Raw genomic sequence first — 21,540 nt, 5'->3', positions numbered from 1 at the left:
CTGAAAAAATGTACATTCTTGTTCCCGCCACGCGGGCTTGACGGGGGGCATCATGACAATGATTCGCGGCGCGGCGGCTATCACGGGGGCGGCCAGCGGCATCGGCCGCGCGCTCGCCATCGAATTCGCTCACCGCGGCTGCGACCTCGCGCTCGCCGATCGCGACGAGGCCGGGCTGAAATCGCTGGCCGCCGAGATCGGCGCACAGCGCAAGATCAGCGTGCATCGCATCGATGTCAGCGAGCCCGATGACATCGCGCAATTCGCGCGCGAGGCCATCGCTATGCATCCCGCGCTCAACATCGTCATCAACAATGCCGGCGTGGCGCTGATGGGGACGTTCGAGGAGATCGACCAGGCGCAGATGGACTGGCTGTTCGACATCAATTTCTGGGGCGTGGTGCACGGCACCCGCGCCTTCCTGCCGCATCTGAAGACGCAAGCACAGGGGCATGTCGTCAACATCTCCTCGATCTTCGGCATCTCGCGCCGCCGGGGCAATCAGCCTATGCGGCGGCCAAGTTCGCGGTGCGCGGCTTTTCCGAGAGCGTGCGGCATGAGCTCACGGTCGCTCGCAGCCCGGTGCGGCTCTCGGTGGTGCATCCCGGCGGGGTCGCCACCTCGATCGCGCGCTCCTCGCGCACCGGGGTCGGCGGCACCGACAATGCGCGCCGCGCCGAGGCGATCGACCGGTTCGAGCGTGCGGCAGGGACGACGCCGAAGGACGCGGCGCTGCGCATCATCAGGGGCATCGAGCGCAACGAGCCGCGCATCCTGATCGGCAACGATGCGAGATTCATGGACATCCTGCAGCGCTTCCGCCCGGGCACGTATTGGGCGCCGTTGCAGCGGCGGCTGGAGAAGATGGGGAAGGGGAAGTAGGTGGGGCGCAATAGCGGCGGCCTCACCCTCCGCTGTCATTCCCCGCGAAGGCGGGGAATCCAGTACGCCGCGGCTTCTCGGTTCAATCACGGCTGTCTCTGGAATACTGGATCGCCCGATCGAGTCGGGCGATGACAGCGAGTATGAGGCGCGGGCGCTCCGCCTCTCGCCCCTCTACTGCCCCACCAGCCGGTCGGCAAAATACCCGATCGTCTTGCGGTAGACCACCGCCCTGTTCCACTCGCGCATGGCCTCGAAATTGGCCGAGCCTTCGCCATAGGGCTGGCCCATCTTGAAGCCGTTCGAGTGCAGCAGATTCGCGGTCGAGGCGAGCACGTCGGCGACGCTGTGGCGGAGGTCGACATGGCCGTCGCCGTCGAAATCGACGCCGTATTTGATGTAGGACGACGGCAGGAACTGGGTCTGGCCGATCTCGCCGGCATAGGCGCCGATGAGGTCGCGCAAGGGCAGGTCGCCGCGCTGCACGATCTTGAGCGCGGCGAGCAGCTCGCCCTGGAACAGCTCGGTGCGGCGGCAATCATGCGCGAGCGTCGCCAGCGTGCGGATGACAGGCAGCTTGCCCATGTCGCCCTTGCCGAAATCGCTCTCCAGCCCCCAGATCGCGACCAGGATCTGCCGGGGCACGCCGAACTGCTGCTCGATGCGCGAGAGCAGCGCGGCATGACGCTGCAGCAGCGCGCGTCCGCCATTGATGCGGCCGGGGCCGACGCGGGTCGAGACATACTGCTCGAAGCTCTTGTTGAAGGTGTAGCGCTGGCGCCGATCGAAGGCGAGCACGGCGGCATCAGGCGTGATGCCGCTGAATGCCGCGCTGGTCACGGCGGCCGAGACGCCGGCGGCTTGCGCTTCCGCAGCCATGCTGGCGATGAAGCTGTTGAAGTCGCCGCCGCAACGCGCGGCCTCGGCCGAGCCGCCGACGAGACAAACCATGACGGCGGCGGCGAGAAGCGGTCTCAACATTCGAAAGATTCCTCATGGCATGGGCGCGAAACAGAAGGCGATCATGCCCGGGAACGCGGGCACGGTCAAAGCAGCAGGTTTGATCCGCATCAACGTGCCTCACGCTCCTGTTCATAAATTCGAGCAGACCGAGCGCCTGCCGAGGAGATCAGCCCATGACCGGAATCACCCTGACCACCGACCAGATCCGCAATGCACCGCCGGCGGTGCGGCAATGGATCGAGCAGGAGGTCATCACTTCGCTCGGCCTGACACCGCGGGCGCCTGCGGCCATCCCGGCTCAAGCCGCCCATCTCGTCGCCTGCAGTGTGGACGACGTCGCCGGCGTGCTCGAGCGCATCCGCGGCACGTTCCCGGCGGTGAACGTGCTGTTCGAATTCGGCCGGCCCGGCATCAATTACGGACAGCCCGCGGTGATGACGTTCCGCCTGATGGACATCCTGCACCACACCCGGCTGCAACAGATCGAGCAGGTCATGACCTGCCTCGAAATGATCAACCAGGCGCTGACCGTGGTCAGGAAAGACCCGTCCGCGCGGTTCTGCGGCTTCGACAATGAGGGCCATTGCCTGATCGCGCCGCAGACGCAGGCCAGCATCGCAGCGCTCTGGCAGGACATGATGGCGCGGCAGCAGATGCAGCAGACCAAGGCGGACGACCATATCGCGCCGGCGGCGTGAGGGCCTGGAGGCGCGCGACCAGCTGCGCAAACAAAACCGCAAAACAACCCCATGCACAGTAGGGGCCGAGCCACGACATGATGCTCTTTTTCCGAATTGCGGTTTGACCCGTCGGGCAAAACAGGAGTATGGTGTCAGCATCGCAGACTCCGGGCGCAGGCGCCTGCCCCACGACAATCCGGCGAGGCGTCGTGCGATCCACCATCATGCCCGACGACGCATGGGAGCCGGCACCGCATCCCGCCGCGCATGGTCGCAGGGCTTGATCCCGGTACCGCACGCGTTCTCGCTGCATTGCGAGAGCCAGGCCAACGAATCATTTCAATATCCAAGCATCTGCTTTCGAGATCACGGGAACCCGCTTGTGACATCTTCCGCATATCCGATGCGCCGGCTGCGACATCATCGCCATCACGATTTGCCTTGCCAGCATGGAGCACAAGCGATAGAGTTCTATCTCAGGTTGTCGCCCTGCCAGCCCCGGGCCGACGCTGAAGACCTCAAGATAAGCGGCGGGCTTATCGGCCCGCCGCTTCTTGAGGTGATGGGCCGCGCGCAGATATCAGGACGCTGCTGGCCGACAACAAGCCCTATCCATGAGCTCCGCCGGTATTCGGGTCGCGAAGAACATCGACTTCCGCGCGAAGTCATTTGACTGCGGCGCCCTGATCGACGACAAGCCGCCATGGCCAAGAAACCCGGAACCAACCCGAAAGGCGAGTTCGCCTTCTTCAACGTCGTCTACGAAGACGGCTCGCAACGCTCCAACCGCCGCGTGCCCAGCGAGCTGCTCGGCGGCCTCGACGGCGACGAACCCGCCCGCAACTTCATCAGAGAGCAGGACCGCGAGATCGCGGAAAAGAGCGGGCGGCCCGCGCTGGAGATCGAGCGGATCGAAAGGGTGGGAGCGAAGAAGAAGTAGGTAGCTTCGGCTCGGAGATTGGGCCCAACTGGTGCGGCATCGGAAGTCCACCTCTCCCTTGGGAGAGGTCGGATTGCTTGGTGCGCAATTGCGCACCTGAGCAATCCGGGTGAGGGTTTACGGTCTCACGGTGTGCAGCACCCCCTCACCCGATTTGCACCCGACGATGCTTCGCATCGCCAGGAGCAAATCGACCTCTCCCCGCTGGGGAGAGGTGTCAGAGTCCGCGGCCAATTAAACGAATCCAAGCCCCCGGCCGAGCGCTCACCAGCGCCCGCACCATTTATTCCAGGCAAACAGCAGGTCGGCAAACCGGTCGTAGACAAACCGTGTAATCGGCAGCACCACGCGATTGCCTGATAGCGCCGCAAGCCACCCCTCGCCCGGCGTCTTCAGCCACAGCGCAATCGCGACGTCAGCACCGACGATGAGCCGGCCGGCCGCATCGGTCGCATGCAGGCGGCGCCTGATGTCGTCGAGCGAGGCGCCAAACTGCGCCAGCGCATCTGGCTGCTCGTTGATGTCAGTGAATTCGACGGCACCGCTGCGCACCAGCGCCAACAGCTTGTTGCGCTGCCAGTCGATCCGGCATCACAGAAGGGGCGGCGGATGTTGTAATAGATGGTGAGGTGGGTCGGTATCGATGCGCCTTTCACGCACTAGTATAGTCCGAGAGAAAGCCAGATAAACCGCTTTGGCTGAACGCTGCCGATGCGTAGACATAAGAAGAGCGCCCGATATCGGTCCTCCGGATTGCTCGGTGGCCTCGACGGCGACGAACACGCGCAACTCGATTCGGGAGCAGGACCGCGAGATCGCGGCGAAGAGCGAGCGGCCGACGCTGGACATCGAGCGGTAAGGGCGAAGAAGAAGTAGGCTTCGGCCCTATCCAGGTCATTGCGAGCGCAGCGAAGCAATCCAGAGATGCGTCTGTCGGGATGGTCTGCAGAGCAGACCTGATTTGCTCAACCTGAGTTCTTCGCGTTTTGACCCGAATCGGACGTTTGGCGATCCGACAAGAGACGTCGTGCGAGAAACGTCGAACAGCTCGCTGCAAACAGAAGGGATGGCCTGCAGTTTAATGCAGCCTCACCCCCTCCATCCGGCCTTACCGAGACCGTCGACGAGATGCGCGTAGTCTTCTGGACGAAACCACGGAGCTCTGTTGCGGACATACATATCTAATGCCCCCGGTGCGCGCGAGACGGCCTTTTCCAGTTCTTCCTTCGCTTCCGCTGTGCGGCCAAGCTGGCCCAGCGCCGCCGCGGACCAGCGGTAGATCATCGGAAAATTCGGATACGATCGGATCAGGCGTTTTGCGGCCTCGATCGATGCCTCGTATTCGCCGCAGAAATATAAACCGCACGCAATGTGCAACAAGCGGACTGCCAGATAGGGATCGCGGGGGTCGAGCCTGATACACACGTTGAGAGCCGTGACCCCCTCCTTGGGCCGTCCGGCAAAGATCAGCGTCGCGCCTCGATGGCCATGCGCGATCGCGAGATTTGGACTCATAGAGAGAGCTCGCTCGATCTCCGCCAACGCATCGTCAGCCTCGCCGCGCGCTTGCAAGGCCCAGCCAAGGCACGAACGGGCTTCGGCATCGGCACCATCGAGCGCGACCGCCCGGCGGGCCAAGGCCTCCGCCGAGTGTTGCGCGTCTCGCAGGCCAATCTTCTGATAGAGCGCGGCCGCTTGCAGCTGGTACAGAGCGAGCGCGCTGTAGCTCCCGCTGAAAGTCGGGTCGAGATCGATCGCCTGTCTGAAGAATTTCTCGGCGCTCTCATCGTCCTCTGCGGTCGCTTTGCTCAGATGCCACAGGCCGCGCTGATAGGCGGCCCAGGCATCAAGGCTGCCCGGCGGCCTGCGCATGGCGCGTCGGAGCTCGGCGTCTGCAATGGCGGGGGCGAGCGCAGTCGTCAGCGCTTCGGTAAGCTCATCCTGCACGGCGAAAATATCTGCGAGATCGCGGTCGTAGCGCTCGGCCCATACATGATTGCTGGTCGCCGCCTCTATGAGCTGCGCGGTCACGCGGATCCGGCTGCCGGCCTTGCGCACGCTACCTTCAAGCACGTAGCGGACGCCGAGCTCGCGCCCGACCTGTCTCACATCAACCGCTCGCCCTTTGTAAGTGAACGACGAGTTCCGTGCGATGACGAACAATGAGGGATAACGCGATAACGCCGTGATCACATCTTCGGCGATGCCGTCGGAGACGAATTCCTGCTCTGGGTCGCCGCTCATATTGGTCAGCGGCAGCACGGCGACAGACGGCTTGTCAGGCAACGCGAGCGCCGGAATCTCGCGTTTGGGCGTCCCAGTCCGCGGGCCCGGGTCGATGATGATGCGGTAAACGTGGACGGGCCGGGCGATGTTCTTCAGAGTTTGCTCACCCGCTTCCTCAACGTCGAACGGCACCTTGTCGCGCGCGTGATTGAAGACAGTCTGAGAGATACAGATGCCGCCGGGTTCAGCGATACTCTCGAGCCGGGCCGCAATGTTGACGCCGTCTCCAAAGATGTCATGGGCTTCGACGATGATATCACCGATATTGAGCCCCACACGGAAGAGAATGCGCCTGTCTTCCGCGTCGTCGCAGGTAAGTTCGTTGATGCGGGACTGAAACTGCATGGCAGCCCGCACCGCTTCGACCGCACTTGGAAACTCAGCCAAAAACCCGTCGCCGGTGTTCTTCACGATGCGGCCGCCGTGCTGCGCAATTGCGGGCTCGACGCCTCCGGCGAGAAGGGCCGTCAGCTTGGCGTGTGTCGCCTCTTCGTCATTGTGCATGAGCCGAGAATAGCCGGCCACGTCGGCGGCCAAGATCGCTGATAATCTTCGCTCGACTCGGACCCGCTCTTGCACCATGGCCGCACCAGGCCCCACCGGCCCACCATACTCTAAACGGATCAGAGCACATCGCCAAACGCGCTTTGACGTTTCGGTCATGCGCTAAGTTGAAACGTCAACTGTGCTGACCCGGGGTGCGCCTGAGCTGACCAGCGGTGCGCACCAAATAGAGATCGAGTCCGGGCCGCCAATGTCGCCTCCTGTGAAGGATTTCGGATGCTGGCCGCCGCGGGCAGCTTTTGGACCCATGGCGGACATCACTCGCGCGGCGCTCAAGTGAGAAGTGCGATATCGCGCCACGTCAGACATGTCGCGGGTCGATTTCCGGGTGCGAGGCCAGGTACTCGATGTCGCTATGGGCAATGCCGATATCGTGCAGGTCGCGGCTGTTCATGCCGTACAAGGCGGCCCGCACCTTCTCGCGGCGGCGCTGTTTCTGAATCGCATTCCTTGCTCGCTCGATGAAATCTGTAACTTTCCGGGTCAGCACGGCAGGCTGTCCCAATACTGTCATCGTGCTCATGGCGGTCTCTCCTTGGGAGGGGCGGGCCAAAGGATGCCAAGGGATGGACGAGCGCGCTTTACCTGCTCCTTACATTTTCGTCACTGGCGGCTTAATCTTTGACCGATCGGCGTGTTGGAGCCTGATGTTCGGAAGTTACTTAGGGAAACAGTAGCTTGCGTTATCTCTTCGACAACTGCGCTTTGGATACCGACCGCCGCGAGTTGCGTCGCGGCGCCGAATTAGTCGCCGTCTCGCCGCAGGTCTTCGACTTACTTGAATACCTGATCCGCAACCGGGAGCATGTGGTCAGCAAGGACCAGTTGATCGAGGCCATATGGAAGGGGCGAATTATCTCTGAGTCGGCACTCACGACCCGACTGAATGCCGCTCGAAGCGCCATCGGCGACACGGGCGAGGAGCAGCGCCTCATCAAGACCCTTCCACGCAAAGGCTTCCGTTTCGTCGGATCAGTTCAGGAGGCGACAAGGCTCGAGGGCGAGGCAATCGGCGATGCTCCCGTGCAGGAGTCGATACCGGATCTTCCGTTCCCCGAGAAAGCCTCCGTGGCCGTTCTCCCATTTACTAATCTTAGCTCCGATCCGGAACAGGACTACTTCGCTGATGGAATGACCGAAGACATCATTACAGCGCTGTCTCGGTTCAAGGCCCTGTTCATCATCGCGCGCAACTCGAGCTTCACCTACAAGGGGCGTCTCGCCGATGTGAAGCAAATCGGGCGCGAACTTGGGGTGCGGTACGTGCTGGAAGGCAGCGTCCGAAGCGCACTCGGCCGCATGCGCATCACAGGCAAGCTCATAGACGCCGCGACCGGGGCACATCTTTGGGCCGACCGATTCGAAGGCGACCTGGGAAACGTCTTTGATCTGCAGGACCAGGTAACTGAGAGCGTGGTAGGAGCGATCGCACCGACGGTTGAAAAAGCAGAGATTGAGCGCGCGAAGCGTAAGCCAACAGAAAGTCTCGATGCCTATACGGTCTATTTGCGCGGGTTGGCCAAATTTTATCAGATAGATACCAACCGGCTGGCGATCGACGATGCATTGCAGCTGTTCAACAGCGCGACTGAACTCGATCCTGATTTTGCGGTCGCGTACGGCCGTGCTGCCTCTTGCTACGCGTATGGAAAGGGGAACGGCTGGTTTTCAGGCGCCGAGGAAGAGATTGTGCAAGCAGCATTGCTCGCTAGACGGGCCGCCGAGTTGGGCAAAGATGATGCAATCGCACTTAGTGGGAGCGGGTGGACTTTCGCCTACGTCGTTGGTGATTTCGAACAAGGTGCCGCCTTGGTCGACCGCGCACTTTTTCTCAATGTCAATTTGGCAGAGGCTTGGCACTTTAGTGGCTGGATTAAAAACTGGCTTTGCGAGCCGGACCAAGCACTTAATTGCTTTACGCACGCCATGCGTCTGAACCCATTGGATCGGCGGATAGCAGGCATGCGAACCGGGACAGCATATGCGCACTTCCTGCTGGGCCGCTATGAAGAGGCAGCGTCCTGGGCGGCAATGGCATTGCAATACAACCCAGAATTTCCCGCCGGACTGCGCGTCGCTGCGGCGAGCAACGCAATGGCCGGCCGACTCGAACAGGCACGCAAGGCCATGGCGCGTCTCCGGCAACTACGTCCCGCGCTCCGGGTATCCAACATCCGTGACCTGGTGCCTCATCGGCGGCCGATTGACCTTGCGCGATTTGAAGAAGGGCTGAGGAAAGCCGGGTTGCCAGAGTAAACTTGGTTCACTTGGGCAAACGCCTGATCGAAGGAGCGCAAGGTCCGCAATCGGGTCCATCGCTGCCGCATCCCACGGCCGAGGATATGTCGGCTGTCAGAGGTAGACCGGACCTAACTCAAGCCGGGCCAAACCGTCGCGATTGACCCAACTCAGACCTTCCAGAGTTTAGGAGATTGTCGCCGCCGTCCATCCGCCAGCGAGTGCCGTGCGGACCAGAAGATTTCCTAATTAATGGAGAGCACGGCTCGCCGACAAAGTGATAGGCTTTTCACCATTGCAGACATGGTCCTGGAGTACGGACACATGCGACGACGCGATTTTCTAGTTGGGTTATTGGGGACCGCAGGAGCAGGCGCCCTCTCGGCAGCTGAGCCCAACAAGGTCTATCGGCTGGCAGTTTGCAGCCAGGACGGAATGGAGAATTTCGCAAAGACGTTCTGGAGGGTTCTCTTCAATCGGCTGGCTCAGATCGGTTTTACAGAGGGCAAGAACCTGATCGTGGATAGATACGCCACGGAGGGTCGGCCCGAACGCTATGAAGAAGTCGCGCGCAAGATGGTGCAAACAAAGCCTGACGCAATAGCGCTTGGGTTTGATCACCAGATGATCCTGAAAGTTGCGAAGGAGACAACCACAATTCCGATCGTCGCCACGTTTGGCGATCCGGTGGCCGCTGGGATTGTAAAGAACATGGCAAAGCCGGAGCGCAATATCACGGGCGTTTCCTTAGATGCCGGAATTGAGATGCAGGGAAAGCATCTCGAACTTTTACATGAGGCAATTCCAACGGCATCGCGCATTGCCTATCTTTCCAACCGCGCAGAATGGGAGGGGGCTTGGGGACAGGCAGTTAGAGACGCCGGTCAGCGGTCGAAAGTTTCAATCATCGGCATATCAATGGAACGTTCGGCAGGAGAGCCGGAATATCAGCAAGCGTTCGAGACCATGGCGCAGCAATCGGTTCAGGCGCTCATGGCCAATGGACTTCCTCCCAATTCCGAACACCGAGAGCTGATACTCCGGTTGGCAATGAAATATGGCCTGCCCACCATTACTTGGTGGACGGACCTCGTCGAAAATGAGCCGGTATTTTTGGCCTATGCGCCAGATTGGCCATATTATTTCGGTCTCTGGGCAGATGATGTTGGCCAGGCTCTCAACGGAGTGGCACCGGCCGACATTCCTATCCATCAGCCAACGAAACTTATACTCGCAATCAACCTCAAAACCGCGAAGGCACTCGGCCTCACCATACCACCGGCATTGCTCGCCAGCGCCGACGAGGTGATCGAATAGGATGCGCGCGGATGTCGGGTTGTGGCCCATCGCTTCCATTAGGGCGTTGCGGCGAGATGTCCGGGATCGGGGGTAAAGCGGAAGCGCCCAGCGCTGTTGACCCATCTGGGGCATGGTCCGACCGGAGCTCAGGAATTCCGTTACTGGGGCCCAAGGAGGACATCCAGATGTCGGCTACGTGACACTCATCACATCCTGTAATCTCGGCGTCGGGTATCCCATCGGCTACGGGCTGAGGTTGGTCTTCATCGAGAGATTAAAGGGAACGACGATGCGCGATATTCGTGATCGGAATTCAATCAAACTGAATGACGAGAAGCGCGAGCTGACAATTGCAGAGCTCGACAGGATCGCTGGTGCTGGCGGCTACAGCGAGGCCGACCAAGCACTGTCCTCCCTGATAAAGAGCCTTCACGACGCCAGAAACTCCAATATCGGAAAGATCTGAGAAGAAGGGATTTCCGCGTTGAGACCGGCTCAAGTGGCGGCCTCTCTCATTTCGAAATGTCGCTTATTGGCCCATCGGCGAAGGTTGCGGCGGGCACGTCAGCAGTTGAGGCAGGACCGCAAATGTCGGAGACAAGCCAAAAGCGACGCGATTGACCCTGAACGGACATCTAGGAGAGCCCCTTCGCAGATCTGCAGTCAACATAAACCCTCGAAGCGGGCGAGCGCTTGCATCGGTCCAAGACCTGCGCAGGATCCAGGACCGATGCTGTTCTGCGCGCTCGTTTTGAGGCGAGTCAGTTGGGCGGGTTGACGCTCCAGGTATGCGCCTTGATGCGCAGGGCGGAGCCTTCCTTCTCGGCAACGAGCAGGAAGTTGCCGCTGATGTCCATCGTCTCCTTCGCGTCGGGCACGTTGATGTTGCCGGTCCAGGTGCCCTGCTCCCAAACCACGTCTCCTTCGGTCGAGCAGCTTCCTCCGTCGTGAATCTCGAGGTGGTTCCAGATCTTCATCGCGCCCTCGGCCCATGTCTCGATGCCCGCGCGTCCGGTCACGCTCGGTTCTCCGGCGGGAATGAGAACGGCATCTTCGGAAAACAAGGCCGCCCAGCGATGGGGGTCATGGCCGTTGACGGTCTCGGTAAACCTGGCGTTCAAGTCGGTAAATGCTCCGGAAAAACTCATAGTCGCCTCCTGTGTTGAGATTTGCTGGTGATTAGGCGCGCGCGGCGATTGCCTCCGGAGGCGCGGTTTCGAACAGCGCCGCCTTGTCGAACGCGGCCAGGATCCGGTCGAAGCGGCCGGCGATGACGTCGCGCAATTCCGGATGCGTCAGGATGTAGAGGTCGTTATCCGCGATCCCGGCCAACACGCGCTCGGCCACGAAGGCCGGATCGATTCCGGCGGCGACAAGGATAGCCATCTGAGGGTTGGCCGGCTCGTCGGACGGTCCGCCGAAACGCGATGGCCGGTTGCGGACACTGGTGGCGATGCGGGTTTGCACGAACGCCGTACACAGCACGCTGACCCCGATCTTGGTGCCGGCGAGCTCGGCCGCGAGGGTCTCCGTCACGGAGATCACGCCGGCTTTGGTCGCATTGTGCGGGCCCGTGCCGGGTTGAGCAAGCAGGCCAGCCAAGGACGCGGTGTTCACGATGTGCCCCCCTTCGCCATGCGCCTTGATGTGTGGCAGGAACGCCTGGATGCCATGGACCGAGCCCATGAGGTTGACGGCCGTGAGCCAATTCCAGTCCGTCTCGACGATGGCCTCGATGGGACCGCCGATACCGGCGCCGGCGTTGTTGCAGACGACGTGGACCTTGCCGAACGCGGCGAAGGTCTCATCCGCCGCCTTCATCACGGAGATGGGGTCGGACACGTCGCAGGCGACGGCCCGTGCATTTGCTCCGGAATCCCGGAGGTCGCGCAGGGCCGCGTCGAGCGCGCCTTCCTCGATGTCGGCGAGCATTACCTTCACGCCCTTCGAGGCAAGGGCGCGGGCCAAGGCGAGGCCGATGCCACTGGCGGCGCCGGTGACGAAAGCCGTTTTTCCGTCGAAGCTCTCGATCATTTCCCTTCTCCTCTCCGTGCTTGCTTTCTCCATCTGGTTCATCGGATTCAGGCGGACCACCACCATCCGCCGACCATGATGCGGTTCCTGAGCTCCACGGTTCGCGGAGCGCGCGGCGGAAGCGTCGCGACGAGTGCGAGCGCGCGTTTGAGGTGCGCCGCCGCCTCGACATTGTTACTGGCCGCGGTGGCACGGCCCGAGGCCGCGATGTAGAGCTCCACCGCCTTCTCGGTCTGGCCCGCTTCGGCGCAATGACGGGCCAGCGTCTCCGGCTGGCGCTTCGGGACTTCCGGGAAGTCAGTTTCGAGCACCGCGGCGATGCGCCCATGCAACCGCTGACGCCGGTCGCGCAGCATCGTGGCGTAGGCGGCGTCCTGCACCAGCGCATGCTTGAAAGTGTATTCGGCGTCGGGCGGCGCGCCGCGCCGGAAGATTAATTCGGCGCTCTCGAGCCGCTCCAGCGAGCGCTCTAGCAGCGCTGGCGGCAGTTCCGAGACGGCGGCGATCAGCTCATAGGAGAATTGCCGGCCGAGCGCCGCGCCCAGTTGGGCGAGATCGCGCGTCTCCGGCATTCGGTCGAGACGGGCGAGCAGAGAGGCGAGCAGCGTCTCCGGAATCGCCGTCCGCCCGATCAGGGCAGTCGCGATATAGGCGTTGCCGGCCTTCCTGACCAAGCCGCTCTTGAGAACGGTCTTGGTCAGTTCCTCGACGAACAACGGAACGCCGTCGGTGCGGTCCAGGATCTGGCCGGCGATCTCTCGTGGCAGCAGCCTACCGCCTGTGAGGTGGGATATGATCGCAACGCATTGGTCGGGCGCCAGCCGGCCGAGGCTGAGCAGATCCACGTGAGTGCGGTCGCGCCATGCCGGAACGAATTCCGGGCGGAACGTGATGACGAGGAGGACCCGCAGGACCGCGAGCCGGTCGACGAGGATGTCGAGCAGCGCACGCGTGGTCGGATCGCTCCAGTGAGCGTCCTCGAATATCATGAGCACGGGCCGCCGCGCGGCAAGTCCCTCGGCCAGCGTCAGCGGCGCTTCGAGAGTCTTCGCCCTACGCGCTGCGGGCGTCAGGTCGAGCGGCGGATAGCGGTCGCCGATGGGGATGCCCAAGAGATCGGCCAAGAGCGGAGCGGTCTCGGCGACCCGGTCGGTCGCCTCCGCGATGATGTCTTCGAGCTTGGCGAGGCGTTCGCCGTCGGTGTCGGTCCGGCGGATGCCGGCCGCATGATTCAACTGCGCTATCAGCGGGTGGAGCGCGCTGTCCTGATGATGCGGGGAGCAGAAGTAGCGCAATCGCGCATGCGGCTCCTGGGCGGAGCATTCAAGTAGTACCTGCGTCATGCGCGACTTGCCGACGCCGGCCTCTCCCGACAGCAGCACAACGCGGCCCTCTCCCGCTTTCGCCTGCTCCCAGCGGCCCAAGAGCAGCGCGGTCTCGTCGTCGCGACCGACGAGCGGCGTACTGGCGGCACGCAGTGCCTCGAAGCGGCTTTCGGCCGCGTCGCTGCTCAGCACCTGCCAGGCTCGCATGTCGCGGTCGAATCCCTTGAGCGCGACCGTGCCGAGATCACGGTATTCGAATAGCCCGCCGGTCAGGTCGCGAGTGCCGGACGCGATGACCACAGTGCCCGGCTTTGCCAGCGCCTGCAGCCTGGCGGCGAGGTTCGGGGTCTCGCCGACGACCGCCTGCTCCTGCGCCGCGCCAGTGCCGAGCAGGTCGCCGACGACCACCAGCCCGGTGGCGATCCCGACCCGGACCCCGAGCGGCGCGTTGGCGGGGGTCTCGAGACCCGGTACGGCCTCAACCAAGGCAAGGCCGGCCTGGACCGCGCGCTCGGCATCGTGCTCGCTCGCCTGCGGATAACCGAAATAGGCCAGCACGCCGTCGCCCATGTATTTGGCGATGAAGCCACCTTCGCCTTCGATGATCTCCGCGCAGCACCGGTGATAAGCGGCGACGACGGCACGCAGATCCTCGACGTCCAGCCTGGTCGACAGCGCTGTCGATCCGACGAGATCGCAGAACATGATGGACAGATGACGGCGCTGGGCGTCGTCGCGCGGCGCTGGTGCCATCGTCTTCGGACGGGCGCTCGACGTGACCGGCAGTTCGGCAATGTTCGCCAGCAGCTTGCGCCGGTGACCGAGCGAGACGCCTAGCTCCTTCAGGTCGCGATCTGTGAGATGGCAGAGGACGGAGAGGTCGATGTCGTGATCGGCGAACCGCGTCGCGTATTCGGGCATCCCTATGGCCGTCAACCATTCGGCAATGGAAGCTGGTTGGGACATCTCGACCCCGCCCATGCGTGCCCGGTTAGCGCGTCAGTTTAACAAAACCCTCATAAATAGCTACATGTCCGCCCGACGGTGCGTTCTCCCAACTACCGTTCGTGTACTTCTTGGCCGACATGGTTCGCCCAGCCAAGCTCTACCCGGTGATTGCTCGTCCCTCCACTTTACGAAGCCCGTTCTTGCGGCCGCGCTGTGGATGACCTCCACAGGGGAGGTGTCACGATTAGATTGCACCAACTGAGACAGCAAGGATGACCATCCACGTCGGTCCCGCATTCGTTTCAATGTCGCCTTTTGACACCGGAACGGACTCGTTGCGCGCTTCTATTCCGGCAGGCCGGCCACACGAAGCGCTTCCGCCAAGGGCTCGGCGATCGAAGGATGGAGGCCGGCGGCGGCGCGCATGCCACTGATGGTATAGCCCGGCTCCAGCTCCAGAACGCGCGCGGCGGCCGCCCGGGCGGCGTCGACCCGCCCAAGCTTCGCGTGTGTCGCCGCCAGCAGCATGTGCGCGTAGCTCCAGTTGGGGTTGGCCTGGAAGCACCTGCGCGCCGCCTCCGCGGCCCCCTCATACTCTGCGCGCTGGAAATGGCCGAACGCGATGGCGAATAGCGGGCCGAAGCTCATGGGGTCGAACGGGCTCAGACGGAGCGCTTGCTCGCCCCATTCAATGCCCCGATCCGCATCGCCGCCCGTGGCCATCACCACGCTGCCGAAGCCGTAGGCGAGCGAGCATGACGGGCTCAGCGCCAGCGCCACCTCGAACGCTCGAGACGCGGCTTCGCGGTCGTGCGCGACGAGGCCGAGGGCGAAGCCTCCGAGCGCCAGCGCGGTGGCGTCGTCGCGTCCATTGGCAATGGCCGCGTGGGCATGGCTCGCGGCGCCGAGCCGGTTCTCTTCGTGCGCGCCGCCGCGTACGAACAGGATTTCATGGCACCATGCGGCAAAGCCGTGCGCGGCAGCGTAGTCCGGCTCGAGGTTGAGCGCGCTTTCAAGCAACGGCAGCGCCTTCGCGGCGCGACCCGGCATGGCCGGATAGACGTCGGGGATGGCGCGGAGCAGCAGATCGTAGGCGTCGAGGTTGTCGGGCCGCTTTCGCTTGACACGTTCGACCTCCGCTTGGCGGAGACTTGGCTCGATGGCAGCGACCACACTTGTCGTAAGTTCGTCCTGGAGCGCAAAGATGTCATCAAGGGTGCGGTCGTAACGCTCCGCCCAGACGTGCCGGCCCGTCTCGGCCTCGACCACCTGACCAGTGACGCGCACGCGGTTCGATGCCTTGCGCACGCTCCCCTCAAGGACGTAGCGCACGCCCAGATCGCGCCCCACCTGCTTCACGTCCACGGATTTTCCCTTGTAGACGAAGCTCGAATTGCGCGCGATGACGAACATCCACTTGAGGCGCGAAAGGCCGGTAATGATGTCCTCGACCATGCCGTCGCAGAAATAGTCTTGCTCGGCATCGCCGCTAATGTTGGCGAATGGCAGCACGGCGATTGAAGGCCGATCAGGAAGTGCGAGCATCGCAGGCCCCGGGTTGCCTGAGGAGGCCGCATTGCCTGAGGAGGCCGTCTTGGGCTCGGAGCGCGTCTCGATCCGATAGACATGGACCGGTCGCGCGATGTTCTTGACGCTGTGCTCGCCCAGGTCGGCGAACCCGATGGGAAGCTTCTCACCGACGTGTTCGCGCACCGTGGCGCTGACGCAGATCTCGCCGGGCTCAGCGAGCGTCTCCAGCCGCGCCGCGACATTGACGCCGTCTCCGAAGATGTCGCCGTCTTCGACGATCACGTCGCCGACATTGATGCCTACGCGAAAGCGGATGCAATCGCTGTCGTCGAGGTTTGCGTTGCGATCTTTCATGCCCTGCTGCATCACCACGGCAAAGCGCACCGCATCGACGATGGATGCAAATTCGATGAGAAGGCCGTCCCCCGTCGTCTTTACGATGCGGCCCTGATGCTGTGCGATCAGGGGATCGATGAGTTCCTTGCGATGGCCTTTGAGCGCGGCCAGCGTGCCTTCCTCGTCAGCGCCCATGAGGCGCGAATATCCCACCACATCCGCGGCAAGGATTGCGGCGAGCCGCCGCGCAGTATGCGACTCTTCGCTCATGCGCTTGTCTCCAGCGCGACCCGTCAACACCCCGTGCCGTGGGCCTGACGAACTATGCCTTGACGCCCGAACTGGCGCAATAACAAGGAGTTCCTCAGGAACGAAATTCGTGAGGGACGACGACACCAGGTGGGAGCGCTCGTTATTCGCCTTTCCGCGGTTCCAACCACATAGATCCAGGCGGTGACAAAAACAGGCATGCATGAGTCCGCAAGTGGTCCATCTCGGAAGCCGGGCACCGTCCGCTCTTTCGTTGCTGTTGGAATAGAAGCGGTCATGGGTCGGGCAATCGCCTGGTGAGTACAAGCCGCAGCCTGGATTGCTTCGTCGCATCAGCGCAAAATTGCTTTGCAATTTTGTCGCTAGCTCCTCGCAATGACTTGGCGAGAGCCGGGTCAAACAAAAACGGCGGGCTGTTGGCCCGCCGTTTTCGTTCAGATGGATGCCCGGGTCGAGCCCGGGCATGACGGTCCGAGTTAGTTGTCCAAGAAGCTCCGCAGCTTCCTTGACCGCGACGGATGCTTCAGCTTCCGCAGCGCCTTCGCCTCGATCTGGCGGATACGCTCGCGCGTCACCGAGAACTGCTGGCCGACTTCTTCCAGCGTGTGGTCGGTGTTCATGCCGATGCCGAAGCGCATGCGCAGGACGCGTTCTTCGCGCGGGGTGAGCGAGGCGAGCACGCGCGTGGTGGTCTCGCGCAGGTTCGACTGGATCGCGGCGTCGATCGGGAGGATCGCGTTCTTGTCCTCGATGAAATCGCCGAGATGCGAATCCTCTTCGTCACCGACCGGGGTTTCGAGCGACAAGGGCTCCTTGGCGATCTTGAGGACCTTGCGGACCTTCTCCAAGGGCATGCCGAGCTTTTCGGCGAGCTCTTCCGGGGTCGGCTCGCGGCCGATCTCGTTGAGCATTTGCCTCGAGGTGCGCACGATCTTGTTGATCGTCTCGATCATGTGCACGGGGATGCGGATGGTGCGGGCCTGGTCCGCGATCGAGCGGGTGATCGCCTGGCGAATCCACCAGGTGGCGTAGGTCGAGAATTTGTAGCCGCGGCGGTACTCGAACTTATCGACCGCCTTCATCAGGCCGATATTGCCTTCCTGGATCAGGTCGAGGAATTGCAGGCCGCGGTTGGTGTACTTCTTGGCGATCGAGATCACCAGGCGGAGGTTGGCTTCCACCATCTCCTTCTTGGCCTGGCGTGCCTCGCGCTCGCCCTTCTGCACGGAGTGCACGATCTTGCGGAACTCGACGATCTCGAGGCCCGTCAGCGCGGCGAGCTGATGTACCTCGTGACGGAGGTCCTTGATGCGGTCCTTCTCGTGATGGACGAAGTTCTTCCAGCCCTTGGCCGAGAGCTTCGAAACGCGGTTGAGCCAGCGCGGATCGAGCTCCGAGCCGGTGTAGTTGCGCAGGAAGTCCTCGCGGGCGACGCCATGGCTGTCGGCGAGGCGCATCAGGCGGCCCTCATGCGAGACGAGGCGCTTGTTGATGTCGTAGAGCTGCTCGACGAGCGAGTCGATACGGGCCTGGTTGAGGCGCAGCGACTTCACCTCGACGATGATCTCGTCCTTCAGCTTCTTGTACTTGCGCTCCTGGTGCGGCGAGAGCGACTCGTTCTGGAGCTGGTTCTGGATGTCCTGCTCCTGAAGCTTGCGCAGCTTCTTGTAGCTGTCGGCGATCTTGTCGAAGATCTCGACCACCTTCGGCTTGAGCTCGGCCTCGATGGCCGCAAGCGACATCTGGTTCTCGAACTCGTCGTCGTCCATGTCGGACTCGGCGGCAGCCTCGGCCGGATCCTTCTCCTCGCCGGCCTCTGCGCCAGCGGCGGGAGCGGCGCGGAACGGGGTCGGTGCCGGGGGAGCTGCCGGCGGGGCCACATGCGCAGGTGCGCCAGCGACGGCAGCCGCCGCCTCGCCTTCGGCCGGCGCCTCTCCGTTCTCGCCGGTGGGACCTGCGATCATCGCGGTGTTCATGCCGCCCTTGGCGTCGGGACCGGCATAGGTGGCTTCGAGATCGATGATGTCGCGAAGGAAGATCTTGCCTTCGTTCAATTCGTCGCGCCAGATGATGATGGCCTGGAAGGTCAGCGGGCTTTCGCAGAGGCCCGCGATCATCGCCTCGCGGCCGGCCTCGATGCGCTTGGCAATGGCGATTTCGCCTTCGCGGGAGAGCAGCTCAACCGTGCCCATCTCGCGCAGATACATGCGCACGGGATCGTCGGTGCGCTCGCCCGGCTCGCTCTTCTTGACCTCGGTGACGGCCTTCTGGGTGACCTCGACGAGCTCGTTATCGGTCTCGTCGTCGGCCTCGTCCTTGTCTTCCTCGCCTTCGCTATCCTCGGCTTCGGTGACATTGATGCCCATGTCGGAGAGCATGGACATGATGTCCTCGATCTGCTCCGGCGAGGTCTGGTCGGACGGCAACACTTCATTGAGCTGATCGAAGGTCACGAAGCCGCGCTTCTTGGCCTGCTTGATCATCTTCTTCACTGCCGCGTCGGACAGATCGAGCAAGGGCGACGGCGCGTCCTGGGAATCCTTCTCGGGAGCGTCCGCTGCCTTGTCGTCTTTTTCCTTGTCCTTCGCCTGCAGCGTCTTTGCCTTGGTGGCCATCCATTGCTCCTAAACGCGTTTCATGCAGACGTGCGCTGCGCCTGCGTGAAATCACTTGAACCTGTTGCTCGACGCTCTCGCTTCGTCAGATCTCGACACGGAAAGGGCGGCGCGCACACATCTCGCCACCCCGACCTTTCTCTCGCCGGATTTGCCTAACGCTTCGTGAGCCTCTTTGTCGCGGCGGATGCAGGTGAAGTGCCAACAGCTGTTGCGCGGATTCATTCCTGACGCGTCTGTTCTGCCTGCGGCCGCGGGGGCCAAAGTGCTACAAGACCGTTAAGCCTCGATTAACCCTGTTTTTGCCGCCAAACCTTGGATTTGGCGAGTCTTTTAGCGACACCTAACCCGGCCGTCCGCATGAATCTTTCATCACACGCTCTTCTGGAACCTGCCCGACAGCTCGCCAAAACCCTCGATCAGGGCCTCGGTACCGTCGACCTCTCCTATCCGAGCCTTGACGTCACGCAGCCACGCCAAATTGGCCTCGCTGGGGTCCTCCCCCAAGGCCAGCTCGGCGTCTTTCAGCTCTCTAAGTAGTGAATGCCATTGCCGATGCAAGGCAACGAGCTGATGCCAGGTCGAGAGAACGTCGTCCCGTGCCGCCCCCTCACGGGCGCCCCACACCGCCGCGGTGGTGATGGCGCCCTCAACCCGTTGAAGAACCTGAGATAATCCACCTTTTTCGAGGTCGCCGCGCATCTTCTCGGCCTGCTCCTCGGGGTCCGGGGAGTGGTAGTGGTCGTTGACAAAGGCGCTGATAATGGCGGCCCGGAGCTTGTGGGCCTCGGGATGGGCGATCTCCAGGGCTGCCACCTCCTCGAGATGGTCATGCAGCAGCCAGGGGTGGTTGATCAGGCATTGCAGAATCAGCGCCTCCCGCCGGGAGATGGCGCTGCGCTGGCCGCGCATGATCGGGCTCGCCGCCAGCTGGGGGCTCGCCGCCTGGTAGGGGCCTGATGGCAGCGGCGCCGGGCCGGGCGGGCCGCCCCGGCGGCCTCCAAACCCTTGGCCGCCGAATCGATTCGCCTGACCGCCGCGGGGCTGGAACGGGCGGCCGCCGCCCCCCTGGCGGAAACCACCCCTGCCAGCAAAGCCGCCGCGCCCGCCGTCCGGCGAGAAGGTGCGCTGCAGCCGCTCGATGAACTCGTCGCGATAATAGCGCCTGACAACCTCGTCGCGGATGCCGTTCGACAATTCCCTGATGCGCGCTTCCAGCGCGGCGCGGCGCTCGGGCGTGGCAAAGTTGCCGCCTTCGAGCTCGCGCGACCACAGCATGTCGGCGAGCGGACGCGCCGCCGAAATCACCTCTTCCATCGCGCCGCGGCCACTGGTGCGCACGAGATCGTCGGGGTCCTGCCCCTCGGGGAGCAGCGCGAAACGAAGACTTTTGCCGGGCGCGAGAAACGGCAGCGCGAGATCGGCGGCACGATAAGCCGCCTTCTGTCCGGCGCGGTCGCCGTCGAAGCAGAGGATCGGCTCGTCCGCCATCTTCCAGAGCAGCGCGAGCTGGCTTTCAGTGAGCGCGGTGCCGAGCGGCGCGACCGCGCCTGCAAAGCCCGCGGTGACCATGGCGATGACGTCGACATAACCTTCGACCACGATCAGCGGACTGCCATCATGGGTGGCTTTGCGGGCGGTCTGGTGATTGTAGAGATTGTCGCCCTTGTGGAAGAGCGGCGTCTCCGGCGAGTTCAGGTACTTTGCCGGAACGTCCTTCTCCAGCGCGCGTCCGCCGAAGGCGATGACGCGGCCGCGCAAATCCGTGATCGGAAACATCACGCGATCGCGGAAGCGATCATAGGGTACGGGAATATCGTCGCCGGCAACCAGCAGCCCCGTTTCGACCATGTCCTCGACGGAGACGCCGAGCTTGCCGAGATGCTCCTTCAGCGCGAAGCGATCGGGCGAGGCATAGCCGAGGCGGAATTGCAATTGCGTCGCAGGCGAAATGGCGCGGTCGGCGAGATAGCCGCGCGCCTTCGCACCCAAGCGCGAGGCCAGCGTTTCCGCAAAATACTTTGCGGCGAGATCCATGACGTCATGCAGCGTGCGGCGCCGCTCCTCGTGCCGCGCCGCATCCGGCGTCACCGCCGGCAGCGGCAGCCCGGCCATGCCGGCGAGCCGCTCGACCGCCTCGCCGAACGGCACACCGTCGGTCTCCATCACGAAGGTGATGATGTCGCCGTGCTTGCCGGAGGAGAAGTCGTGGTAAAAGCCCTTCTGGTCGTTGACGTAGAAGGACGGCGTCTTCTCCTGCTGGAACGGCGACAGTCCCTTCCACTCCCGCCCCGCCTTCTTCAGCTTGACGCGCTTGCCCACGACCTCGGAGACCGAAAGCCGGGCGCGGAGCTCGTCAAGGAATTGGGGCGTGAAGCGCATGGCCATGGTGTAGCGCGAACCGGGGTGAGTCGGGCGAAGGATCTGGGATATAGGTGCGGGGCGGCCAGAAGTCAGGTTTAGCTGGGTTATCCTGACTATTCGACCTATGCACAGGGGCGGTCATTCCGGGGCGATGCGGAGCATCGAACCCGGAATCCATTTCTCCAGCATTCCCGCGGGACAATGGATTCCGGGCTCGCGCCAAGGGGCGCGCCCCGGAATGACGGGAAAAGCTTGAACCCCGCCCG

General features: G+C 63.0%; 14 protein-coding genes and 2 pseudogenes. 6 read left to right on the top strand and 10 right to left on the bottom strand.

The features are described from left to right. Window positions 1-52 precede the first annotated feature (52 nt). Window positions 53-882, top strand: a pseudogene (locus HYH07_RS23010) (SDR family NAD(P)-dependent oxidoreductase). Between the two features lie 174 nt (window positions 883-1,056). Here HYH07_RS23010 and HYH07_RS23005 read toward each other — a convergent pair. Then, window positions 1,057-1,863: a lytic murein transglycosylase gene (locus HYH07_RS23005; protein WP_220004632.1), complete on the bottom strand. Its 807-nt coding sequence runs from the start codon at window positions 1,861-1,863 to the stop codon at window positions 1,057-1,059. Window positions 1,864-2,018: 155 nt separating this feature from the next. Between HYH07_RS23005 and HYH07_RS23000 the strand changes: the two genes are divergently transcribed. Both HYH07_RS23000 and HYH07_RS22995 read left to right on the top strand, forming a co-directional pair. After that, window positions 2,019-2,543 carry a hypothetical protein gene (locus tag HYH07_RS23000; protein ID WP_220004631.1) on the top strand — a complete coding sequence of 175 codons (525 nt, stop codon included), beginning with the start codon at window positions 2,019-2,021 and terminating at the stop codon, window positions 2,541-2,543. 685 nt (window positions 2,544-3,228) lie between these two features. Beyond that, window positions 3,229-3,465: a hypothetical protein gene (locus HYH07_RS22995; protein WP_057747080.1), complete on the top strand. Its 237-nt coding sequence runs from the start codon at window positions 3,229-3,231 to the stop codon at window positions 3,463-3,465. Window positions 3,466-3,729: 264 nt separating this feature from the next. Here the strand turns inward: HYH07_RS22995 and HYH07_RS22990 are convergent. From HYH07_RS22990 to HYH07_RS22980, 3 genes and pseudogenes are all read right to left on the bottom strand, one after another. Next, window positions 3,730-4,106 (bottom strand): annotated as a pseudogene (locus HYH07_RS22990) (thiol-disulfide oxidoreductase DCC family protein). Between the two features lie 448 nt (window positions 4,107-4,554). Then, window positions 4,555-6,288 carry an adenylate/guanylate cyclase domain-containing protein gene (locus HYH07_RS22985; RefSeq protein WP_220004630.1) on the bottom strand — a complete coding sequence of 578 codons (1,734 nt, stop codon included), beginning with the start codon at window positions 6,286-6,288 and terminating at the stop codon, window positions 4,555-4,557. Window positions 6,289-6,616: 328 nt separating this feature from the next. Next, window positions 6,617-6,838, bottom strand: coding sequence for a DUF1127 domain-containing protein (locus tag HYH07_RS22980; protein WP_220004629.1), 222 nt, complete (start codon window positions 6,836-6,838; stop codon window positions 6,617-6,619). Between the two features lie 155 nt (window positions 6,839-6,993). On the opposite strand from HYH07_RS22980, the gene HYH07_RS22975 reads away from it, so the two are divergent. The 3 genes from HYH07_RS22975 (at window position 6,994) to HYH07_RS22965 (ending at window position 10,318) form a co-directional block, all read left to right on the top strand. Next, entirely contained in the window at window positions 6,994-8,571 is a 1,578-nt protein-coding gene (locus tag HYH07_RS22975) for a winged helix-turn-helix domain-containing tetratricopeptide repeat protein (protein WP_220004628.1), read from the top strand. Between the two features lie 306 nt (window positions 8,572-8,877). Next, window positions 8,878-9,870 (top strand): ABC transporter substrate-binding protein, encoded by a 993-nt coding sequence (locus HYH07_RS22970; RefSeq protein ID WP_220004627.1) that lies wholly within the window; start codon window positions 8,878-8,880, stop codon window positions 9,868-9,870. Between the two features lie 178 nt (window positions 9,871-10,048). Then, window positions 10,049-10,318 (top strand): hypothetical protein, encoded by a 270-nt coding sequence (locus HYH07_RS22965; protein WP_220004626.1) that lies wholly within the window; start codon window positions 10,049-10,051, stop codon window positions 10,316-10,318. Window positions 10,319-10,613: 295 nt separating this feature from the next. Here HYH07_RS22965 and HYH07_RS22960 read toward each other — a convergent pair whose 3' ends face one another. The 6 genes from HYH07_RS22960 to dnaG all read right to left on the bottom strand — a co-directional run bounded on the left by HYH07_RS22960 (window position 10,614) and on the right by dnaG (window position 21,292). Next, entirely contained in the window at window positions 10,614-11,000 is a 387-nt protein-coding gene (locus tag HYH07_RS22960; RefSeq protein ID WP_057753135.1) for a DUF4440 domain-containing protein, read from the bottom strand. Between the two features lie 31 nt (window positions 11,001-11,031). After that, a complete protein-coding gene (locus tag HYH07_RS22955; RefSeq protein WP_057753134.1) occupies window positions 11,032-11,886 on the bottom strand; it encodes an SDR family NAD(P)-dependent oxidoreductase in 855 nt (284 codons plus the stop codon). A 47-nt stretch (window positions 11,887-11,933) separates the two neighbouring features. Beyond that, window positions 11,934-14,177 carry an AAA family ATPase gene (locus HYH07_RS22950; protein WP_220004625.1) on the bottom strand — a complete coding sequence of 748 codons (2,244 nt, stop codon included), beginning with the start codon at window positions 14,175-14,177 and terminating at the stop codon, window positions 11,934-11,936. A gap of 327 nt (window positions 14,178-14,504) precedes the next feature. Next, the gene (locus HYH07_RS22945) at window positions 14,505-16,295 is read right to left on the bottom strand and encodes an adenylate/guanylate cyclase domain-containing protein (RefSeq protein WP_220004624.1); all 1,791 of its coding nucleotides are present in this window, start codon (window positions 16,293-16,295) and stop codon (window positions 14,505-14,507) included. A gap of 476 nt (window positions 16,296-16,771) precedes the next feature. Further along, the gene (rpoD, locus tag HYH07_RS22940; protein WP_220004623.1) at window positions 16,772-18,910 is read right to left on the bottom strand and encodes an RNA polymerase sigma factor RpoD; all 2,139 of its coding nucleotides are present in this window, start codon (window positions 18,908-18,910) and stop codon (window positions 16,772-16,774) included. A 372-nt stretch (window positions 18,911-19,282) separates the two neighbouring features. Then, window positions 19,283-21,292, bottom strand: coding sequence for a DNA primase (gene dnaG / locus HYH07_RS22935; RefSeq protein ID WP_220004668.1), 2,010 nt, complete (start codon window positions 21,290-21,292; stop codon window positions 19,283-19,285). Between the last annotated feature and the right edge of the window lie 248 nt (window positions 21,293-21,540).

The sequence above is a fragment of the Bradyrhizobium sp. BR 10261 genome, from assembly GCF_019455395.1.
Classification (GTDB): domain Bacteria; phylum Pseudomonadota; class Alphaproteobacteria; order Rhizobiales; family Xanthobacteraceae; genus Bradyrhizobium; species Bradyrhizobium manausense.
The sequence above is the reverse complement of the archived record's forward strand: the minus strand, read 5'-3'. Positions and strand labels throughout refer to the sequence as shown.

Bases quoted from the DNA above. Each gene is read 5' to 3' on its own strand.
- HYH07_RS23005 (WP_220004632.1), bottom strand. From the start codon at position 1,863: ATGTTGAGACCGCTTCTCGCCGCCGCCGTCATGGTTTGTCTCGTCGGC.
- HYH07_RS23000 (WP_220004631.1), top strand. From the start codon at position 2,019: ATGACCGGAATCACCCTGACCACCGACCAGATCCGCAATGCACCGCCG.
- HYH07_RS22995 (WP_057747080.1), top strand. From the start codon at position 3,229: ATGGCCAAGAAACCCGGAACCAACCCGAAAGGCGAGTTCGCCTTCTTC.
- HYH07_RS22980 (WP_220004629.1), bottom strand. From the start codon at position 6,838: ATGAGCACGATGACAGTATTGGGACAGCCTGCCGTGCTGACCCGGAAA.
- HYH07_RS22970 (WP_220004627.1), top strand. From the start codon at position 8,878: ATGCGACGACGCGATTTTCTAGTTGGGTTATTGGGGACCGCAGGAGCA.
- HYH07_RS22960 (WP_057753135.1), bottom strand. From the start codon at position 11,000: ATGAGTTTTTCCGGAGCATTTACCGACTTGAACGCCAGGTTTACCGAG.
- HYH07_RS22955 (WP_057753134.1), bottom strand. From the start codon at position 11,886: ATGATCGAGAGCTTCGACGGAAAAACGGCTTTCGTCACCGGCGCCGCC.
- HYH07_RS22950 (WP_220004625.1), bottom strand. From the start codon at position 14,177: ATGTCCCAACCAGCTTCCATTGCCGAATGGTTGACGGCCATAGGGATG.
- HYH07_RS22945 (WP_220004624.1), bottom strand. From the start codon at position 16,295: ATGAGCGAAGAGTCGCATACTGCGCGGCGGCTCGCCGCAATCCTTGCC.
- rpoD (WP_220004623.1), bottom strand. From the start codon at position 18,910: ATGGCCACCAAGGCAAAGACGCTGCAGGCGAAGGACAAGGAAAAAGAC.
- dnaG (WP_220004668.1), bottom strand. From the start codon at position 21,292: ATGCGCTTCACGCCCCAATTCCTTGACGAGCTCCGCGCCCGGCTTTCG.